An 18,503-nucleotide genomic window follows, 5' to 3' on the forward strand; every position below is an offset into this window, starting at 1 on the left:
GGATGCGAGAGAGGGGTGTCGGGCCGATGGCCGGTGGCAAGGAGGTGAGGTGGGCATCGTCTCCCGGCCGAAGGGTGAGGGGCTGGGCTGAGATGTCCGCGGATGTGTGGCAGGTTGTCTTCCAGGGAGGGCGACGCCGTCCGCGTAAGGCTCTGGTACGGGACTACTTCGATACCGGCAGGCGGGAATCGTGAAGATCTTCGGCAAGGTACGGCACCGGCCGTCCGCCTCATGGCGGCAGGCCACGGACCGTGCGTTCACGCTCATCGGCGACGGCCGGTACGAGGACGCGGGCGCGCTGCTGACCCGCGCCGCCGACCTGGAGCCGTGGCTGTCGGAGTCCTGGTTCAACCTCGCGCTGCTGCACAAGTTCCGGCACGACTGGGAGCAGGCCCGGGCCGCCGGGCTGCGCGCGGTCGCGCTGCTGGACCGCGAGGCGGGCGCCCCCGACTGGTGGAACGTGGGCATCGCCGCGACCGCCCTCCAGGACTGGCCGCTGGCCCGCCGCGCCTGGCAGGCGTACGGGCTGAAGGTGCCCGGCGAGGCCTCCGCGTCCGGTGAGCCGCTCGGCATGGAGCTGGGCAGCGCGGCGGTGCGGCTGTCGCCGGAGGGCGAGGCCGAAGTGGTGTGGGGCCGCCGCCTGGACCCGGCCCGCATCGAGGTGCTGTCGATCCCGCTGCCGTCCTCCGGGCGGCGCTGGGGCGAGGTGGTGCTGCACGACGGCGTCCCGCACGGTGAGCGGGTGACCTCCGCGGGCCCGGCCTACCCCGTCTTCGACGAGATCGAGCTGTGGGCGCCGTCCCCGGTACCGACCTGGGTGGTGCTGCTGGAGGCGGCCACCGAGGCCGACCGGGACGCCCTGGAGCGGCTCGCGGCGGACGCGGGCTTCGCCGCCGAGGACTGGTCGTCGTCGGTGCGGCTGCTGTGCCGCTCCTGTTCGGAGAGCCGCATGCCGAGCGACGAGGGCGAGGGCGAACACCTGGACCCGCACGACCACAGCGAGCCCGGCCACCCCGGCCCGCTGGGGCACCGTACGGCGGGCTCGGGCTCCCTGTGGGTCGCCGAGCGCGAATGCGGCATCGCGGCGCCCAGCGGGCTGGTGCGGGGGCTGCTGGACGGCTGGGTCGCCGACAGCCCGGACACCCGGGAGTGGCGGGACCTGGAAGAGGTCTGCTGAACGCCCGGAAAGGCCCCGGAAAGGCCCCGGGAGGCCCCGGAAAGGCCCCGGAAGGGCCGCTGATCCCCCGGCCCTCCGGGCGGGCCGTACCCTGTAGGGCGACGCATCAGGGTTGAAGGAAGGCGTACGGCGGACGATGTCGCAGCAAGGGACCACGAAGCAGCAGGTGGACGACGAGTTCGTCGTGGACACGGAGGACTGCGAGGAGCGCGAGCAGGCGTACCGCGAGCGCGGCACCGCCCGCCCGATCACCGTCGTCGGCAATCCGGTGCTCCACAAGGAGTGCCAGGACGTCACCGCCTTCGACGACAAGCTCGCGGCGCTGATCGACGACATGTTCGCCAGCCAGCGCGCGGCGGAGGGCGTCGGCCTGGCCGCCAACCAGATCGGCGTCGATCTGAAGGTCTTCGTCTACGACTGCCTGGACGACGAGGGCGTACGCCACGTCGGCGTGGTCTGCAACCCGGTCGTGGAGGAGCTGCCCGCCGACCGCCGCGTCCTGGACGACTCCAACGAGGGCTGCCTGTCGGTCCCCACCGCCTACTGCGAGCTGGCCCGCCCGGACTACGCGGTGGTCCGCGGCCAGGACGCCGAGGGCAACCCGATCGCGGTCCGCGGCACCGGCTACTTCGCCCGCTGCCTCCAGCACGAGACCGACCACCTCCACGGCTACCTCTACATCGACCGCCTCTCCAAGCGCGACCGCAAGGACGTGCTCCGGCAGATGGCAGAGGGCACCGCCCGCTACGAGACGGTCCCGAACGACTGAGCGCACCTCCGTACAGCACGGCACAGGGCCGGACACCCCTCTCGGGGAGTCCGGCCCTGTGCTGTGTTCGCGAGACGCGGAGGCTCAGAAGTCGTCGTCGAAGGAGACCGAGCCCTCTACCGCCACCTGGTAGGCCGAGGCGCGGCGTTCGAAGAAGTTGGTCAGCTCCTGGACGTCCTGCAGCTCCATGAAGGAGAACGGGTTCTCGGAGCCGAAGACCGCCGGGAAGCCGAGGCGCTTCAGGCGCTGGTCGGCCACGCACTGCAGGTACTCGCGCATCGACGCGGTGTTCATGCCGGGCAGGCCGTCGCCGCACAGGTCGTGGGCGAACTGGAGTTCCGCCTCGACGGCCTCCTTCAGCATGTCGATGACCTGCTGCTCCAGCTCGTCGTCGAAGAGGTCGGGCTCTTCCTCGCGGACGGTGTCCACGACCGAGAAGGCGAACTCCATGTGCATGGACTCGTCGCGGAAGACCCAGTTGGTGCCGGTCGCCAGGCCGTGCAGGAGGCCGCGCGAGCGGAACCAGTAGACGTAGGCGAAGGCGCCGTAGAAGAACAGGCCCTCGATGCACGCCGCGAAGCAGATCAGGTTGAGCAGGAAGCGGCGCCGGTCGGACTTGGACTCCAGCCGGTCGATCTTCTCCACCGAGTCCATCCAGCGGAAGCAGAACTCCGCCTTCTCGCGGATGGAGGGGATGTTCTCGACCGCCGCGAAGGACGCCGCCCGGTCGTCCGGGTCGGGCAGGTAGGTGTCCAGCAGGGTCAGATAGAACTGGACGTGCACGGCCTCCTCGAAGAGCTGCCGCGACAGGTACAGCCGCGCTTCGGGGGAGTTGATGTGCTTGTAGAGCGTCAGCACCAGGTTGTTGGACACGATCGAGTCGCCGGTCGCGAAGAACGCCACCAGTCGGCTGATCATGTGCTGCTCACCGGGGGAGAGCTTGGCGAGGTCGGCGACGTCCGAGTGGAGGTCGACCTCTTCCACGGTCCAGGTGTTCTTGATCGCGTCCCGGTAGCGGTCGTAGAACTGCGGGTACCGCATCGGCCGCAGGGTCAGCTCGAACCCGGGGTCGAGCAGGTTCTTGGTGCTGTCCGTCGCGGTGTTCGCGGTGGTCATCTCGGATGCGGTGGGCATTACTGGCAGGCCTCGCAGGACTCGGGGTTTTCCAGGGAGCAGGCGACCGCGTCGGCCTCGGCGGGCGTCGCCTGCGCGGGGACGGCGGCCGTGGCGGCGCCACCGCGGGCGCTCTGGGCGATCCGGGTCGCCGGGCGGGAGCGCAGGTAGTAGGTGGTCTTGATGCCGCGCTTCCAGGCGTACGCGTACATCGAGCTGAGCTTGCCGATGGTCGGCGCGGCCATGAAGAGGTTCAGCGACTGGCTCTGGTCGAGGTACGGCGTACGGGCCGCCGCCATGTCGATCAGCGCGCGCTGCGGGACCTCCCACGCGGTCCGGTACAGGTCGCGTACGTCGGCGGGCACCCAGGAGAGGTCCTGGACCGAGCCGTTGGCCTCGCGCAGCGCGTCGCGGGTCTGGGCGTCCCAGACGCCGAGCTTCTTCAGGTCGTTCACCAGGTAGTTGTTGACCTGGAGGAACTCACCGCTGAGCGTCTCGCGCTTGAACAGGTTGGAGACCTGCGGCTCGATGCACTCGTACACGCCCGCGATGGAGGCGATGGTGGCGGTCGGCGCGATCGCCAGCAGCAGCGAGTTCCGCATGCCGGTCACCGTCATCCGCTGCCGCAGCGCCTCCCAGCGCTCGGGCCAGGTGGTCTGCGCGTCGGCGTAGTGGTCCGGGTGGAGGACGCCGCGCGCGGTGCGGGTCTCGGCCCAGGCCGGGTGCGGGCCGTGGCGCTCGGCGAGGTCGCAGGACGCCTCGTACGCGGCGAGCATGATGCGCTCGGAGATCCGCGTGGAGAGCGCCTTCGCCTCGGGCGAGTCGAACGGCAGCCGCAGCCGGAAGAAGACGTCCTGGAGGCCCATCAGACCGAGCCCGACCGGACGCCAGCGGGAGTTGGAGGCCCCGGCCTCGTCCGTCGGGTAGAAGTTGATGTCCACCACGCGGTCGAGGAAGGTCACGGCGGTGCGGACGGTGCGGTCCAGCCGCTCCCAGTCCATCTCCCCGTCCTCACCGAGGTGGGCGGCGAGGTTGACCGAGCCGAGGTTGCAGACGGCCGTCTCGCCGTCGTTGGTGACCTCCAGGATCTCGGTGCACAGGTTGGAGGAGTGGACGACCTTGCCCGGCTCTGCGGTCTGGTTGGCGGTGCGGTTGGCGGCGTCCTTGAACGTCATCCAGCCGTTGCCGGTCTGCGCGAGGGTGCGCATCATCCGGGAGTACAGCTGCCGCGCCGGGACCTGCTTGAGCGCCCGCCCCTCGGCCTCGGCCTTCCGGTACGCGGCGTCGAACTCGTCGCCCCACAGGTCGACCAGCTCGGGCGCGTCCGCCGGGGAGAACAGCGACCAGTCGGCGTCCGCCTCGACCCGGCGCATGAACTCGTCCGGGATCCAGTGCGCGATGTTGAGGTTGTGGGTGCGGCGGGCCTCTTCGCCCGTGTTGTCCCGCAGCTCCAGGAACTCCTCCAGGTCCGCGTGCCAGGTCTCCAGGTAGACGCAGGCCGCGCCCTTGCGCCGGCCGCCCTGGTTGACGGCGGCCACGGAGGCGTCGAGCGTGCGCAGGAACGGCACGATGCCGTTGGAGTGCCCGTTGGTGCCGCGGATCAGCGAACCGCGGGCGCGGATGCGGGAGTACGACAGACCGATGCCGCCCGCGTGCTTCGAGAGGCGCGCGACCTGGTGGTAGCGGTTGTAGATCGAGTCCAGCTCGTCCAGCGGCGAGTCCAGCAGGTAGCAGGAGGACATCTGGGGGTGCCGGGTGCCGGAGTTGAACAGCGTGGGGGAGCTGGGCAGGTACGACAGCGTGCTGGTCATCCGGTACAGCTCGGCCACGTCGGCCAGCGCCCGTGTCGACGGGTCCTCGGCGAGCCCGCAGGCCACCCGCAGCAGGAAGTGCTGCGGGGTCTCGATCACCTGACGGGTGATCGGGTGCCGCAGCAGATAGCGGCTGTGCAGGGTGCGCAGCCCGAAGTAGCCGAAGCGGTCGTCCGCGCCGTCGGCCAGCGCCTGGTCGACCAGCGCGTCCAGCCGGGTGGCGTGGGTGGTGGCGAACTCGGCGGTGGAGTCGGCGATCAGGCCCTCGCGGTGGCCCACGGCGACGGAGGCCGAGAAGGAGTTCGCGCCCTGCCCGGCGGCCTCGTCGGCGATCGCGCGGGTCAGCAGCCGCGCGGCGAGCTTGGAGTACTCCGGCTCCTCGCCGATGAGCCCGGCCGCCGCCTCGGTCGCCAGGGAACGCAACTCCGCCTCGTCCGAACCGGAATGGCGGCCGCGCAGGGCGGCGGCCGCGACCCTGCCGGGGTCGGTGGCGGGCAGGTCGGCGGTGAGCGCCGTCAGGGTCCGCAGCAGGGCGGTCCCGGGCGCGTCGGCCGCTGCCATAGAGTCCGCTGCCTCTGAAACCGGATCGGCGGGCGCGATGGTCACTGAAGTGTTCTCCCTCGCTCGGCTGGGGGCCTGCGAGGGGCGGTGCGCGATGGCCGCTTACGGGCATGCCGATTCCGCTTCAGGGCACACCGCGCAGCGTCCATCGACCCAACCCACGAGGCCCGGACGTATGCAGACGGCCGTCGGCAGGTCATCGGACTCACGGGTACGCAAAAGCGCACACGTACACCGTTGCGGGACAGTTCCGGATTCCCACCGGATTCCCCTGCGGCGACAGCGAGCACGAGCATACATCTTGTGTCGCGCTGCGCACGCGCCCCCAGATGTTGTGTCGTCAGCTGGGTGGATTCGCATAGATGTGCTAGTCGCGTCAGGCTTTGGCCGCGCTGGAATCTCGCCGGAATCCCAGGGAAAACTAGCTCGCCGGGCCGCTCGTCCGCCATTCGTCCAGGGCACGGGCGAGGCGGTCGCGGTAGCCCGCGTAGCCCTCCTCGTACGCGCCGCGAAGCTCCGCCCGGGGCTCGACGGTACGGGACGCGGAGCGCCAGTGCGGGGCGTCCACGGGGTCGCCGAGTGATTGCCAGGCGACCACCGCCGCGCCGCGCGCGCCGACTTCCGGCTCGTCCGGGACGGCCGCGGGGTGACCAATGACATTCGCGAAAATCTCCGTCCACGCGGCGGAGCGCACGCCCCCGCCGCACAGCGCGAGCCGCCCCGAGAGCCCGGCCGCCTCCAGGCAGTGGCGGGCCGCGTAGGCGACGGCCTCGCAGACGGCCCGTACGGCGTCGGCGCGGGTGGTGCCGAGGCCGAGGCCGTCCAACCGGCCCTGGGCGGCGGGCTCCACGAACGGGGCGCGCTCCCCGGCGCCGGACAGGAAGGGCAGCGCGGTCACGCCGCCCGCGCCCGGCGGGCTCTGGCCGAGCAGGGTGTCCAGCTCGGCCGTGGTCGTCCCTGTGAGATCGAGCACCCAGCGCAGGGCGGCGGTGCCGACCATCGCGGGCATCGCGCGCAGCCAGCGGTCCGGGTCCGGGACGCATAGCCACATTCCGGCCGGATCGGCGGCCGGGTCCACCACGGCGCGGTCGGTGAGCACCTGACAGGCCAGCGTGGTGCCGACGATGAGCAGCCCGTCGCCCACGTCCCGCACCCCGCTGCCGATGGCGCACGCCGGAAGGTCGTACGGGCCGGAGACGACGGGCAGTCCGGGCGGCAGCCCGGTCAGCCGGGCGCCCTCGTCGTCCAGCGCGAGGACGGCGCCGGGCGCGGCGGGCGGCGGCAGCAGCCGGGCGTGGTCGCCCACCCCGCACAGCTCCAGGGCGGCGGGCACATACGTACGGGTGGTGACATCGAGGAACGGGAGGGAGGCGTCCGAGGCGTCCACGGTGATGACACCGGTCAGCCGCTGGGCCACCGCGTCCACGCAGTACCCCGCGACCGACGCCCGCTCCAGCGCCGCCGGTTCGTGCTCGGCCAGCCAGCGCAGCAGCGGGGCGTGGCAGCCGGGGAACAGTCCGGAGCCGGTGAGGGCGTAGAGGGCGGTGAGCGTGCCGTCGGCGCGCCAGCGGGCGACGGTCTCCCCTCCCCGGCCGTCCAGCCAGGAGATCGGCGGACGCACCGCCCGGCCCGCCTCGTCGCGCAGCCACAGCCCGTCGCCCTGACCGGTGAGCGCGAGCGCGGCGGGCGGCGCGGGGAGCGCGGCTGCGACCTCGCGCACCACTTCGGCGACCGTGCGGAGCACGTCCTCCAGGTCCTGTTCGACCCGGCCGCCGGGCAGCCGGTCCAGTCGGCTGGGGCGGGCGGCGGAGGCGAGGGCGGTCCCGTCGCGACCGAAGGCCACGGCCTTGGTGACCGAGGTGCCGACATCCACTCCGATGATCGCGCGCATGGCCTGCTGCCCTCCGGAACCTCGGTGTCCCTTCACATAAGCGATGCTAGATTTAACATCAGAGACGTGATGAGGCAATGGTCCAGGCACTGGCCGACACACAGGCTGGCCGACGCACAGAGGAGCCCCGGATGACCGCCCGACTGCTGCTCGTACGCCACGGGGAGACCGTGTGGCACGCGGAGAACCGGTACGCCGGAACCTCGGACATCGCGCTCACCGAGCGCGGCCACGGGCAGGCGCGGGCCCTCGCCCACTGGGTGCGGGGCCGTGGGATCGACGCGGTGGCCTGCTCCCCGCTCGGCCGGGCGCGGCACACCGCGGAACCGGCCGCGACCGCGCTGTCCCTGGTGCCCGAAGTCATCGAGGAGCTGCGCGAGATGGACTTCGGCTGGGGCGAGGGCCGCACCCTCGCCGAGATGGAGGCGGAGGACGCGGCGGCCGTCCGGGCGTTCCGGGAGGACCCCAATGCCGGGGCGTTCCCCGGCTCGGAGCGGCCCGGCGACGCCGCCGCCCGGGCCGTCGCCGCCCTGCGGCGGCTGGCCGAGGCGCATCCGGACCGCACGGTGCTCGTCGTGGCGCACAACAGCCTGCTGCGGGTGGCGCTGTGCGCGCTGCTCGGCCTCCCCGTGGGCCGCTACCGCACGGTCTTCCCCCGGCTGGACAACGCGGCGGTGACCGAGATCGGGATCGACGGCGACCGCACGGCGCTGCGCTCCCTGAACGTGCCGACCGGCAGTGTGCCGACGGGTGACGTGCCGACCGGCGGCGTGCCGACCGGCGGCGTGCCGACCGGCGGCATGAGGGGAGAGGCCCGCCCATGACCACCGCCCGCTCCCAGGACGCCCGCAGACAGGCCATCACCGAACACGTCCTCGCGCACTCCACCGCCACCGCCGCCGAGCTGGCCGACCTCACCGGGGTCAGCCTGATGACCGTGCACCGGGACCTGGACGAGCTGGCCCGGCTCGGCGTGCTGCGCAAGTTCCGGGGCGGGGTCTCGGCCCTGCCGTCGTCGGTCTTCGAGTCCAGCCTCGCCTACCGGATGGGCGCCCACCGGGCCGAGAAGGAGGCGGTGGCCGCCACCGCCGCGGAGCTGGTCGAGCCCGGGATGTCGGTCATGCTGGACGACTCCACGACCGCCCTCGCACTCGCCCGGCTGCTGCTGGAGTCCGCCCCGCTGACGGTGGTGACCAACGCCCGGCGGGTGATCGAGGTCTTCGCCGGGGTGCCCCGGATCCGGCTGATCGGGCTCGGTGGGGAGTACTCGCACACCCATGACTCCTTCCTCGGCGTGCCGTGCGCGGAGGCGATCGGGGCGCTCTCGGTGGACCTGGCGCTGGTCAGCACCTCGGCCATGGACGCGACGACCACGTACCACCAGGAGCAGGACGTGGTGCTGGTCAAGCGCGCCATGCTCGCCGCCGCCGCCCGCACGGTGCTGCTGATGGACGCGTCCAAGACCCGGCGCACGGCGCTCCACCGGCTGCGCCCGCTGGCCGACTTCGACCATCTGGTGGTGGACGGCGGGGCGGACGCCCGGCTGGTGGGGGAGTGGCGGGAGCGCACGGATGTGAGGATCGCGCCCAGTCTTTCTTAACGTCGCCAGTGTGAACTTAACGCGATATGTGAGAGGCGTGATGCGTGATGTCCGACCGGGCCGAGGTCGTCGCGGGGATCGACATCGCCACGGCGGCCGTGCGGGTGGTGTGCACGGACGCACACGGGCGCGTACGGGCGCGGGGCGGCGCCCAACTCCCGCCCCCGCGCCGGGGCGAGGGCGGACGCAGCGAACAGGACGCCACGGCCTGGTGGCCCGCCGTCGCGGCGGCCCTGCGCCAGGCCACCGGGGCCCTTCCGGCGGGTGGCCGGGAGGTCGTGGCGGTGGCAGTCGCCGCGACCTCCGGCACGATCGTCCTCGCGGACGGCCGGGGCGAACCGCTCGGCCCCGCCCTGATGTACGACGACCGCCGCGCCGCCGGGCTCAACGCCCGCGCCCAGGAGGCGGGTGCCGAGCGCTGGCGGGCCCTCGGCCTGTCGGTCGCCCCGACCGCCGCCCTCGGCCGCATCGCCTGGCTCGCGGGTGGGGAGGGGGGTACGGCAGGGGCGACAGGGTCGGCAGCGGGACGCGGCCCCGCGCCGCGCCCGCCGGGGGCGGACACCGGCCCGGTGGCACCGGATGCGGCACCCGGCGACGGCCCGTCGCCCGGTGGTCCGGTGTCCGGTGGCCCGTCGCTCAGCGACCCGGTGTCCGGCGCCGGGGCGCCCAGTGGCCCGGCCCCCGCTTCCGGTCCGCCCGCCACCGGGCGGACCGGAAGCGGAACCGGTGCGCGCCCGGGTCGGCATCTGCTCCACACCCCCGACCTCGTCGGATGGCGGCTCACCGGCGGGCCCGTCGCCACCGACTGGTCCCACGCCCTCAAGAGCGGCTACGACGCGCGCGCCGGGGAGTGGCCCGGCGAGGTCTTCGACGCGCTCGGCGTACCGGCCCGGTGGCTGCCGTCCGTCCAGCCCCCGGCGACCGCCGTCGGCACGGTGTGCGCGGACGCCGCAGCGGAGACCGGGCTGCCGACCGGGTGCGCGGTCCGGCTCGGCATGACCGACGGCTGCGCCGGACAGCTCGCCACCGGGGCCGTGCGGCCCGGGCAGTTCGTGGGGATCCTCGGCACCACCTACGTCCTCAAGGGCGTCACCCGGGACCTGGTCGCCGACCCCTCCGGCGCGCTCTACAGCCACCGCCACCCCGACGGCTGGTGGCTGCCGGGCGGCGCCTCCAACACCGGCGGCGAGGCCCTCGCGCACCTCCCGTCCGACCGGCTGCCCGCGCTCGACCGCGCCGCGGCGGACCGGGGCCCGGCCTCCGTGGTCGCGTATCCGCTGTGCCGCGAGGGCGAGCGCTTCCCGTTCGTCAGCGGCGCGGCCCGGGGCTTCGTCCTCGGTACTCCGGCCGACGACGCCGACCGGCACCGCGCCACGCTGGAGGGCGTGGCCTTCCTGGAACGCCTCGCCCTGGAGCGGGCGGCAGACCTGGGCGTGGCGGTCGAGGGTCCGCTGTGGGCCGCGGGCGGCGGTAGCCGCAGCGCGCTGTGGACCCGTATCCGCGCCACCGTGCTCCACCGCCCCCTGCGCGTCGCCGAGCACGCCGAAACGGCCTTCGGCGCCGCCCTGTTGGCCGCCTCCGGGACGCTCCACCCCGACCTCACGGCGAGCGCCGCCGCGATGGTCCGCCCGGGCCGGGACGTCGCACCGGACGCGCGCGAGCACGCCGCGCTCGACGCCTCGTACGCCACGTTCACCGAGGCCCTGCGGGAGCGCGGCTGGCTGCCGCGCTAGATCTCCGCGGTGAACGCCCACAGCGTGACGCCCGGGACCGGCTCCCAGTCCCGCTCCGGCGCGCGCCGGAACCCCAGCCGCTGGTAGAGCCGGTGGGCGGTGGTCATCCTGGGGTGGGTGGACAGGACCATGCCCCCGAGCCCCAGCTCCCGCGTCCGGTCCATACAGGCCCGCACCAGCGCCTCGGCCGCCCCGCGCCGCCGCGCCTCGGGCCGCACCGCGAGCATCCGGAACTCGCTCTCGTCCGGACGGGCCAGCTCCGCGTACGTCCCCCCGTGCACGGCGAACGCCAGCGCGCCCAGCACCACGCCATCGCTCACAGCGACCAGGACCTCGGACTCGGCGGCCCGGCTCCGCGCGTTGCGCAGCTCGTCGAGATACGGGTCCTCGGCGCCGAAGTCCAGCAGCCCGTCGCCGAGGTACACGGCCGCGGTGAACTCCCCGATGTCGTCCAGTTCCTCGTCCCGCGCGCGTCTGATCGTGACATCCATGTCCGCAGTCTGCCGCACGCCACCGACAACCGGGCCGTCAGCGGGTGACGGTGCTGATCACCCCGGTGGAACCGGCGCGCTTGTTGGCCGCCTCGGCTTCCTGGTACGTGACGTAGCGGCGGACCGTGCCGTCCGGCAGCGTCAATTGGTAAAGGACACTTCTCGGCGGTGACGCACCGCCGCAGTTGCAGCCCATGGATGCTCTTCCTTTCCGTCGCGTCAGTCCAGCCACCGCGATGCCACACCGGCGAGATAGGAAAGCGTCAGGGCGGTGGCCGGGAGCTGGAACCACGCGGTGGTGTCCAGCGGGTAGGCGTAGAAGGCCGTGGCCCCGGCCACCCAGGTGCTGGTGCACCAGCCGCAGTTGACCAGATAGGTGACCGGGGAATCGTCGCCGAAGCGGTCGGCGACCCGGGTCCGGAACCCCGCCGCCAGCGTGTCCTTGGTGATGAAGCGGGTGATGCGGCAGGTGGCGCCGAGGGCGAGAAGGAACGCTGCAAGGCTCATCGGATCGTTCCCTAACGGTGCGATCCCTATCGGTGCGATGTAGTTATTACAAGCACGATGGGCCCCAACAGGCGATACCCCGTCAGAAGATTCCCCCGAATAGCCGAGCGTTCGTCATATGAATGCGCCACCGTGCGAGCCCGTGTGCGCCAAACGAGTGATGGGTGTTCTGAGGTCTTGAGCGATACGGATGTGCGTGGATAACTGGAAAGTGGCATCGAGGCTGCCCCATACCTCGTCAGCCATCCAGGAGCCGGGAATTCGCTCCGTTGCTCCCGCCTCACTCGTGCACCGTTCCTGCGCCCCGCTCGGCGGCCCACCAGCTTCCCTTTCCTCCGCTGTCGGCCTGCGTGCGCCCAGTGCACCTCAACTGACCCTTCCCCGGGAGGAACCATCATGACCTCGACCGCTCTCGTGCCCGCCGCCGCACCCACCGCGGGCTACTGGCCCCCGAATCCGGTGGGCCCGCCGCTGCTGCTCTCCGTGGTGCCCAACTCGGGCCCCACCAGCGGCGGGAACCTCGTCCAGCTGACCGGGACGAACCTGCGCAACGTCATCAGCGTGACCTTCGGCGGCGTCCCCGCCACCATCGTCAGCCAGCCCTACGCCAGCGCCCAGCAGGGCAACGACTGGCCCGGTGGCGGCGGCTGGGGCGGCGGTGGCGGCGGCTGGGGTGGCGGCGGTGGCGGCTGGCCGGGGTACCCCAACCCCACCAACGACGTCGTCGTGGTGATCGCCCCGCCGCACGCGGCCGGGACCGTCCAGGTGCTCGTCACCACCACCGCCGGCACCAGCAACAGCCAGCCGTACACCTACGTGGCGCCGCCCCCGCCCACCGCCACCTCCATCACCCCGGCCGTGGGCCCGACCACCGGCGGCACCGTGTTCGTGGTCAACGGCACCAACCTGAACACCGTCACCAGCATCACCTTCGGCGGTGTCCCGGGGACCATCCTGGCCGTGAACCCCGCCGGGACCCAGCTGGTCGGCATCACCCCGGCGGGCCCGGCGGGCGGCGGCACCGTCGCCGTGGTCCTCAGCGGCCCCGGTGGCGCCACCAGCATCCCGGGCGGATTCACCTACTTCGTGGCTCCGCCCCCGCCGGTGCCCGTCAACATCGTGCCCAACACCGGACCGCAGGCCGGGGGTACGGCGTTCACCATCAACGGGACCAACCTCGGCGGCGTGCTGGGCGTGCTGTTCAACGGCGTTCCCGCCACCGGCGTGGTCGCCACCGCCACCACGGTCACCGGCGTCACTCCGCCCGGAGTGGCCGGTACCGCGACCGTCACCCTGGTGACGGCCTTCGGAACCGCCACCGTCCCGGGCGGCTTCCTGTACGTGTGACACGTGCGAGCCGTACGGCACCGGCAGCCGGGGCGCCCCGGCTGCCGGTGCCGACGCGTCCTAGGCGGCGCCGTGGTGGCCGCCGCCCGGCCGGTGGTGGTCGAAGGCGAGCACCGGCCCCGGGGTGACCAGGAACGGCCGCATCATCGCCATGTCCTCGTGCTCCAGGATGTGGCAGTGGTACATGAAGCGGCCCGTCGCCCCGGTGTAGCGGCCGATGACGTTGACCATCTCGCCGCCCGCGACCTGGATGGTGTCCTTCCAGCCCCGCTCGCTCGGCGCCACCTCCAGCTCACCGGAGTACGCGACCGGCGCGCCCTCGCGGGTACCGCCCAGCGCCGGATCGAAGCCCGTCGCCGCGTACGACTGACGGCTCATCGCCTGGAAGCTGATCAGGTGGATGTGCATCGGGTGGGTCGGACCACCCAGGTTGAGGAAGCTCCACTGCTCCCAGGCGTCCAGCTCGACGCTGAAGCCCATGGTGTCGTCGAAGGAGCGGGCGATCCGCCGGTACGTGACCGTCGCGCCCTTGTCGTTCCTGACCTGGATCACCCCGTCCCCCGGGGCCGTCACCTCGGACGCCGGGACCTCCTCCAGCTCCCAGATCTCCGGGTGGCCGTTGCCGCCGACCGTGCCGGGCGGGGTCAGCGCGATGACCCGGTGCCCGTGCGAGGGGGCGTTGGCGTGGGTGAGCCGCTGGAACGAGGAGAGCACCTTCGGCAGGACGAAGCGGTCGCGGACCCGCTCGCGGCCCACCCGGAACCGCATCACCTGCGGATACGGCACCCCCCTCGCCTCGTCGGCCTCGCCCGGACGCTTCCCGGCCGGGGTGTTGACCAGCCGCAGGCTGCGCCCGCGCAGCCGGGAGAAGTCGATCAGCAGGTCGAGCCGTTCGGCGGGGGAGATGGACACCGGGGCGTCGAGGTCCACCGGGCGGTCCAGCAGCCCGCCGTCGGTGCCGATCTGCTTGACCGCCCCGGTCACCTGCTCACCGGTCTCCTCGTCGATCAGCGCCAGCCGGTAGAAGCGGGCGTTGGACGCGTTGACCACCCGGAACCGGTACCAGCGCGCCTCGACGTCCAGGTACGGCCAGATCACCCCGTTGACCAGCGTGTACGGCCCGGAGAACGGCGTGGTGATGTTGCGCCCCTCGGGGTCCTGGCCGACGGTCTGCACCTTGTGCAGCAGCCGCCCGGTCAGCCGTCCGTCGGGGTCCGTGTCGAGGTTGCGGTCCATCAGGACCAGCGGCACCTCGTACTCGTCGCGCGGCAGCCGCAGCGCGTCCTCCTCCTCGTCCCGGATGAGGTACATGCCCGCCAGGCCGGTGAACACGTTCCACCGGGTGATGTGCATGGCGTGGTCGTGGTACCAGAGCGCCGTCGCGCGGCAGTCGTTCGGGTACTCGGAGAGCTGGGAGTCGCCGGGCGTGACCGCGTTCTGCGCCCACCCGTCGTTGCCCGCGCCGGTCGGGGCGCCGTGCAGATGCGTCACCGACCACGGGGTCAGCTCCGCCACGCCCTTGACCTCCTCGGCACCGGCCTCGTCGTGGCCCGGCGCGTTGACCGCGGGCGGGGTGGCGAGCGGTACCTCGTACGCGGTGACCGGGTACGCGCCGGACAGCCGGTTCGTCCAGGCCACGCGCAGCCGCTGCTTGCGGCGCACCTCGATGGTGGGCCCGGGGAAGTGCCCCTCGTAGGTCCACACCCGGGTCGGCGGCAGCTGTGAGTGCAGCCGCACCCAGGTGGCGCGCAGATCGACGTTGATCCCCTGAAGCGCCTCGGCCTTCCCCGGCCGCAGCCGCGGTGGTATGCGCAGGGCGTCCATGAAGGGCACGAGCCCCGCGGCGGGCGCGGCCGGAGCGCTCGGCTCCTCCGCCTCCTCGGAAATGTTCTGGACAAGCGTGTCGGACATGGGTGAAACCCCCGTTTGTGTTTCCCTCGTGCCACCGTTGGTCGTCGGCGTCACACCTTTCGCCCTTCCAGACGGGCAGGGGGCGCACGGGAGTTGCGTGGAAGATGGCGGAATACGCCATTCTGGACAGAATTGGCCGGAACAAGAGGGTGGATTTGGGGCGTCCGGTCCGGTGTTACGTTGGAACACGGTGCCCTCGGCACCCCGGACGAGCGCGTCGTACCCGGTCACGACAAGACGGCGTAGTCAGCGTGTCTGTTGCTACGTGAGGTTCCTGTCATGGCGTGGATTCTTCTGATGCTGTCCGGTCTCCTGGAGACGGTCTGGGCGGCGGCGCTCTCGGCGTCGCACGGTTTCAGCCGTCTTCGCCCCACTCTGCTGTTCGTCGTCGCCGCCGCGCTGAGCATGGCGGGGCTGTCCTACGCGATGCGCTCCATCCCCATCGGCACCGGCTACGCGGTGTGGGTCGCGATCGGAGCGGTGGGCACGGCGGTCTACGGCATGATCGCGCTCGGTGACCCGGTGAGCGCGGGGCGCATCGTCTGCCTGGGCCTGATCGTCAGCGGTGTGGTGGGCCTGAAGCTGCTGCACTGAGCGGACAGACGAAACGGGCCGCCGCCTCCCGCGAGGAATCCCGTAAGGAATCCCGCGAAGGAGGCGGCGGCCCGCCGTAGACCATCGATCTCAGTGGCCGCCGGGCGCACCCGCCGTGGCCGGGGGCAGGTCGGCCTGGACGCCGGGCTCGCCCGCGTCCGCCGTGTAGTCCGACGCGGACGTCTCGTCCACACCGTCGGGGGCCTTCAGCGCCCGCAGGACGAACGTGAGCACCACGGTGACCACGACGTTGAGGACGAAGGCGGTGAAACCGATGTAGCCGATCTCGCCGATGCCCGGGATCTCGTCCGAGCTGCCGCCGAAGTGCTTCTGGGTCGGGCTGGCCACGCCGTACGCCGCGAGCGTGCCGTAGAGCATGCCGACCGCCCAGCCGCCGAGCAGCGCCCACCGGTGGAACCAGCGGGTGAACAGGCCGCCCACCAGGGCCGGGAAGGTCTGCAGGATCCAGATGCCGCCCAGCAGCTGGAAGTTGATCGCGACGGTCTTGTCCATGGTCAGGACGAAGGCCAGCGCGCCCACCTTCACCAGCAGCGAGGTCAGCTTGGAGACCTTGGTCTCCTGCGCCGGAGTGGCGTCCGGCCGCAGGAAGTCCTTGTAGATGTTGCGGGTGAACAGGTTCGCCGCGGCGATGGACATGATGGCCGCCGGGACGAGCGCGCCGATGCCGATGGCGGCGAAGGCGACCCCCGCGAACCAGTCGGGGAACATGTTCTCGAAGAGCTGGGGGATCGCCAGCTGCCCGTTCTCCACCTTCACGCCCGCCGCGATCGCCATGAAGCCGAGCAGCGCCAGCAGGCCCAGCATCAGCGAGTACAGCGGCAGGATGGTCGTGTTGCGGCGGATCACCTCACGGCTGCGGCTGGAGAGCGTGGCGGTGATCGAGTGCGGATACATGAAGAGCGCCAGCGCCGAGCCGAGGGCGAGCGTGGCGTAGCCCCACTGCTGGTTGTCGCCGCTGGCGAGCGCGCCCTTGGGCTGCCCGGTGGCCGGATTCTCCTGCGACAGGGCGTGGCCCGCCTTGGCGAAGATGTCGTCGAAGCCACCCAGCTTGATCGGGATGTAGATGATCGCCACCGCGATGACGATGTAGATCAGGGTGTCCTTGACGAAGGCGATGAGCGCGGGGGCGCGCAGCCCGGACGAGTAGGTGTACGCGGCGAGCACACCGAAGGCGATCAGCAGCGGCAGGTCCTTGATGAACCAGTTGGTGTCCTCGCCGCCGCCCACGCCCATCACGTCCAGCACCGCCTGGATGCCGACGAGCTGGAGGGCGATGTACGGCATGGTGGCGAGGATGCCGGTGATCGCGACGGCCAGCGAGAGCCCCTTGGAGCCGAAGCGGCCGCGGACGAAGTCCGAGGTGGTGACGTATCCGTGCTTGTGCGACACCGACCACAGCCGGGGCAGGAAGGTGAAGATCAGCGGATACACCAGGATGGTGTACGGCACCGCGAAGAACCCGGCCGCGCCCGTCGCGTAGATCGCCGCCGGGACGGCGACGAAGGTGTACGCGGTGTAGAGGTCGCCGCCCAGCAGGAACCAGGTGATCCAGGTGCCGAAGCTGCGGCCGCCCAGCCCCCATTCGTCGAGGTTGTCGGAGTTCTCCGCGGCCCGCCAGCGGGCGGCGAGGAAGCCCATCACCGTGACGGCGAGGAAGAAGAAGATGAAGACGGCGAGCGCGACGCCGTTCACGCCGTCGTTCATGCGGAACCGCCTCCCTTGCGCGCCCGCTTCTCACGGCGGACCAGGACGTACGCGGTCGACGTCAGCGCGGCCGAGATGGGCACCCAGGCCATCTGGTACCAGTAGAAGAACGGGATGCCGATGAAGGTGGGCTCGATCTTCGCGTACGAGCCGACCCACAGCATCGCCACGAAGGGCGCGACGAGACAGAGCGCGATCACGACACGCGAGGGCGTGACGACCGGTCTCCTGTCTGTGGGCGTGGCGGACGTGTCTGGCATGGCGGCGGGCTCCCGTCCCCTCGGCTCATCACCTGCGACCTGAGTGATCAGCGCTGCTCAAACGCGCTGATCATGCTCGCTGATCATTTGTGCAATGCGCAGGAATCTAAGCCCGGGGACCGGCAGCCGTCACTACCCGTCCGCATATCGGTATGAGAAAGAAGCGGAGCCGAGGGGCGAGGTCAGCCGTTCGGGCGCTGGAGCCGGGCCACGAACTTGTAGCGGTCGCCGCGGTAGACCGAGCGCACCCACTCCACCGGCTCGCCCGCCGCGTCCAGCGAGTGGCGCGAGAGCATCAGCATCGGCAGCCCGACGTCCGTGCCCAGCAGCCCGGCCTCGCGCGGGGTGGCCAGGGAGGTCTCGATGGTCTCCTCGGCCTCGGCCAGGTGCACGTCGTACACCTCGGCCAGGGCGGTGTAGAGCGAGGTGTACTTGACCAGGCTGCGGCGCAGCGCGGGGAAGCGCTTGGCCGACAGATGGGTGGTCTCGATCGCCATCGGCTCACCGCTGGCCAGCCGCAGCCGCTCGATGCGCAGCACCCGGCCGCCGGTCGCGATGTCCAGCAGCGCGGACAGCCGCTCGTCGGCGGTGACATAGCCGATGTCCAGCAGCTGGGAGGTGGGTTCGAGGCCCTGGGCGCGCATGTCCTCGGTGTACGAGGTGAGTTGGAGTGCCTGGGAGACCTTGGGCTTGGCGACGAACGTGCCCTTGCCCTGGATCCGCTCCAGCCGCCCCTCGACGACCAGTTCCTGGAGCGCCTGCCGCACGGTGGTGCGGGAGGTGTCGAACTCGGCGGCCAGGGTGCGCTCCGGGGGTACCGGGGTGCCGGGCGGCAGGGTCTCGGTCATCTCCAGCAAGTGGCGCTTGAGGCGGTAGTACTTCGGGACGCGCGCGGTGCGCGTCCCGGCGGAGCTGCTGCCGCTCTCGGCGGTGGCCGTCGTGGCCGTCGCCGCCATTGCCCCCTCGGTCTCCATCGCGCCCTTTCCGACGTCTGGTGTGCTGCCGTCACCGGC

17 protein-coding genes and 2 riboswitches are annotated in these 18,503 nt (G+C 71.9%); of the genes, 7 read left to right on the forward strand and 10 right to left on the reverse strand.

Translation table 11 applies throughout. The features are described from left to right. Nucleotides 1-190: 190 nt before the first annotated feature. Entirely contained in the window at nucleotides 191-1,177 is a 987-nt protein-coding gene (locus ACWC5C_RS30535) for a tetratricopeptide repeat protein (RefSeq protein WP_385440491.1), read from the forward strand. A 136-nt stretch (nucleotides 1,178-1,313) separates the two neighbouring features. Further along, nucleotides 1,314-1,946 (forward strand): peptide deformylase, encoded by a 633-nt coding sequence (gene def / locus ACWC5C_RS30540; protein WP_450880615.1) that lies wholly within the window; start codon nucleotides 1,314-1,316, stop codon nucleotides 1,944-1,946. 84 nt (nucleotides 1,947-2,030) lie between these two features. On the opposite strand, the gene ACWC5C_RS30545 is transcribed toward def, so the two are convergent. From ACWC5C_RS30545 to ACWC5C_RS30555, 3 genes are all read right to left on the reverse strand, one after another. Further along, complete coding sequence (locus ACWC5C_RS30545; RefSeq protein WP_450880617.1) at nucleotides 2,031-3,062, reverse strand: ribonucleotide-diphosphate reductase subunit beta; 1,032 nt, start codon at nucleotides 3,060-3,062, stop codon at nucleotides 2,031-2,033. 17 nt (nucleotides 3,063-3,079) lie between these two features. Further along, the gene (locus ACWC5C_RS30550) at nucleotides 3,080-5,476 is read right to left on the reverse strand and encodes a ribonucleoside-diphosphate reductase subunit alpha (RefSeq protein ID WP_450880619.1); all 2,397 of its coding nucleotides are present in this window, start codon (nucleotides 5,474-5,476) and stop codon (nucleotides 3,080-3,082) included. A 128-nt stretch (nucleotides 5,477-5,604) separates the two neighbouring features. Then, a riboswitch (cobalamin riboswitch) is annotated at nucleotides 5,605-5,727 on the reverse strand. Between the two features lie 125 nt (nucleotides 5,728-5,852). Next, complete coding sequence (locus ACWC5C_RS30555) at nucleotides 5,853-7,322, reverse strand: FGGY family carbohydrate kinase (RefSeq protein WP_450880848.1); 1,470 nt, start codon at nucleotides 7,320-7,322, stop codon at nucleotides 5,853-5,855. Nucleotides 7,323-7,453: 131 nt separating this feature from the next. On the opposite strand from ACWC5C_RS30555, the gene ACWC5C_RS30560 reads away from it, so the two are divergent. From ACWC5C_RS30560 to ACWC5C_RS30570, 3 genes are read left to right on the forward strand one after another with little or no spacing between them, the layout of a single operon-like run. Then, nucleotides 7,454-8,146 (forward strand): histidine phosphatase family protein, encoded by a 693-nt coding sequence (locus ACWC5C_RS30560; protein ID WP_450880621.1) that lies wholly within the window; start codon nucleotides 7,454-7,456, stop codon nucleotides 8,144-8,146. Beyond that, nucleotides 8,143-8,922, forward strand: coding sequence for a DeoR/GlpR family DNA-binding transcription regulator (locus tag ACWC5C_RS30565; RefSeq protein ID WP_450880623.1), 780 nt, complete (start codon nucleotides 8,143-8,145; stop codon nucleotides 8,920-8,922). Before ACWC5C_RS30560 ends, ACWC5C_RS30565 begins: the two co-directional genes overlap by 4 nt. Before the next feature lie 47 nt (nucleotides 8,923-8,969). Next, entirely contained in the window at nucleotides 8,970-10,655 is a 1,686-nt protein-coding gene (locus ACWC5C_RS30570; protein ID WP_450880850.1) for an FGGY-family carbohydrate kinase, read from the forward strand. On the opposite strand, the gene ACWC5C_RS30575 is transcribed toward ACWC5C_RS30570, so the two are convergent. From ACWC5C_RS30575 to ACWC5C_RS30585, 3 genes are all read right to left on the reverse strand, one after another. After that, nucleotides 10,652-11,146 (reverse strand): GNAT family N-acetyltransferase, encoded by a 495-nt coding sequence (locus tag ACWC5C_RS30575; RefSeq protein ID WP_450880625.1) that lies wholly within the window; start codon nucleotides 11,144-11,146, stop codon nucleotides 10,652-10,654. The two genes, ACWC5C_RS30570 and ACWC5C_RS30575, sit on opposite strands and share 4 nt — an antisense overlap. A 37-nt stretch (nucleotides 11,147-11,183) precedes the next feature. Continuing rightward, nucleotides 11,184-11,291 (reverse strand): hypothetical protein, encoded by a 108-nt coding sequence (locus ACWC5C_RS30580; RefSeq protein ID WP_450880627.1) that lies wholly within the window; start codon nucleotides 11,289-11,291, stop codon nucleotides 11,184-11,186. A gap of 74 nt (nucleotides 11,292-11,365) precedes the next feature. After that, complete coding sequence (locus ACWC5C_RS30585) at nucleotides 11,366-11,653, reverse strand: hypothetical protein (RefSeq protein WP_450880629.1); 288 nt, start codon at nucleotides 11,651-11,653, stop codon at nucleotides 11,366-11,368. Between the two features lie 396 nt (nucleotides 11,654-12,049). Here ACWC5C_RS30585 and ACWC5C_RS30590 point away from each other — a divergent pair, with 396 nt between their 5' ends. Next, the gene (locus ACWC5C_RS30590) at nucleotides 12,050-13,000 is read left to right on the forward strand and encodes an IPT/TIG domain-containing protein (protein ID WP_450880631.1); all 951 of its coding nucleotides are present in this window, start codon (nucleotides 12,050-12,052) and stop codon (nucleotides 12,998-13,000) included. A 60-nt stretch (nucleotides 13,001-13,060) separates the two neighbouring features. Here ACWC5C_RS30590 and phsA read toward each other — a convergent pair whose 3' ends face one another. Next, nucleotides 13,061-14,911 (reverse strand): O-aminophenol oxidase PhsA, encoded by a 1,851-nt coding sequence (phsA, locus tag ACWC5C_RS30595; RefSeq protein ID WP_450880633.1) that lies wholly within the window; start codon nucleotides 14,909-14,911, stop codon nucleotides 13,061-13,063. Between the two features lie 185 nt (nucleotides 14,912-15,096). Next, a riboswitch (guanidine-III (ykkC-III) riboswitch) is annotated at nucleotides 15,097-15,158 on the forward strand. 32 nt (nucleotides 15,159-15,190) lie between these two features. Here phsA and ACWC5C_RS30600 point away from each other — a divergent pair. After that, nucleotides 15,191-15,505, forward strand: a complete 315-nt coding sequence (locus ACWC5C_RS30600) for a DMT family transporter (RefSeq protein WP_450880635.1) — start codon at nucleotides 15,191-15,193, stop codon at nucleotides 15,503-15,505. A 90-nt stretch (nucleotides 15,506-15,595) separates the two neighbouring features. On the opposite strand, the gene mctP is transcribed toward ACWC5C_RS30600, so the two are convergent. The 3 genes from mctP to ACWC5C_RS30615 form a co-directional block, all read right to left on the reverse strand. Continuing rightward, a complete protein-coding gene (gene mctP / locus ACWC5C_RS30605; RefSeq protein ID WP_450880637.1) occupies nucleotides 15,596-17,230 on the reverse strand; it encodes a monocarboxylate uptake permease MctP in 1,635 nt (544 codons plus the stop codon). Then, a complete protein-coding gene (locus tag ACWC5C_RS30610) occupies nucleotides 17,227-17,490 on the reverse strand; it encodes a DUF3311 domain-containing protein (protein WP_450880639.1) in 264 nt (87 codons plus the stop codon). The genes mctP and ACWC5C_RS30610 overlap by 4 nt, the downstream gene beginning before the upstream one ends. Before the next feature lie 182 nt (nucleotides 17,491-17,672). Further along, complete coding sequence (locus ACWC5C_RS30615; RefSeq protein WP_450880641.1) at nucleotides 17,673-18,446, reverse strand: GntR family transcriptional regulator; 774 nt, start codon at nucleotides 18,444-18,446, stop codon at nucleotides 17,673-17,675. Nucleotides 18,447-18,503 lie beyond the last annotated feature (57 nt).

This window comes from Streptomyces sp. NPDC001700 (assembly GCF_053596435.1).